This window comes from Spiroplasma sp. hy2, from assembly GCF_044714365.1.
In the GTDB taxonomy this organism is placed as follows: Bacteria; Bacillota_I; Bacilli_A; order Mycoplasmatales; family Mycoplasmataceae; genus Spiroplasma; species Spiroplasma phoeniceum.
This window is the reverse complement of the sequence record NZ_RXFZ02000294.1, coordinates 1-808: the sequence shown is the minus strand read 5'-3', so window position 1 is coordinate 808 and position 808 is coordinate 1. Positions and strand designations below refer to the sequence as shown.

Here is an 808-nt window from a genome sequence, read left to right as displayed (position 1 = left end):
WTWATTCTTTAACTTCATATCTTGGATGCTGTCTTTTAATTTCTTTAATTTTATTTTTTATTTTTAATCAACGCTTATCTTTTTTAAGTCAACGAAAAAATGTTTTTAAATTTTTAGGTGCTTCAATTTTTAATTTTTCGCCGTGAATTCCTTTTTTTAAATTATAAAACAAAGATAAAACACCCCCAGCGTGTTTATTACAATACTCAAAATATAAATCACAGATATTTTCACGAATATCATCGCTATATTGAAAATTAATATTGTTAGGAACTGTTGATTTTAATAATAAATTATCAAAATTATTATTTTCATATGCAATTAAAATTTTAATTGATCAATAATAAAAAGTTGAAAATTTATTTTTAAAATATTTTTTAACTAAATCTTTCAATAAAAATTTATTGTTATTAACATAATAATCATTACACAAATTAATATATGAAAATATTTTTTGTTTGATTCTTTTATAATATTTATTTTGATAATTTTTACTTAAAAAATCCTTTAATTTTGCTTGTAAATCAGTTAAATTAAAATTATTAATAATATATTTCATTAATTTATTTTAATTTTGTAGAAAACTCTTGGTATTTTAATAAAACCTTGATTTTATTAGATTTTTAGTAAAATAATTTTTTATAATCCCTATATTTTATAATGGTTTTTGATAATTATTTTTTGACTTTATCAATTATTTTCTACAAAATTAACAATTTTTTTATCAATTATTATTTAATATAATTTATATTTTTATAAAACCTTAACTTTTGTAAAAATATCACTTTTATTATGTTACCGTTTTTTT

The 808-nt window shown here is 16.1% G+C and carries 1 pseudogene; it reads right to left on the bottom strand.

The window, feature by feature from the left end:
* A pseudogene (locus tag EHV01_RS06160) lies at positions 1–559 on the bottom strand (IS481 family transposase); the annotation flags it as partial.
* Positions 560–808: the final 249 nt, after the last annotated feature.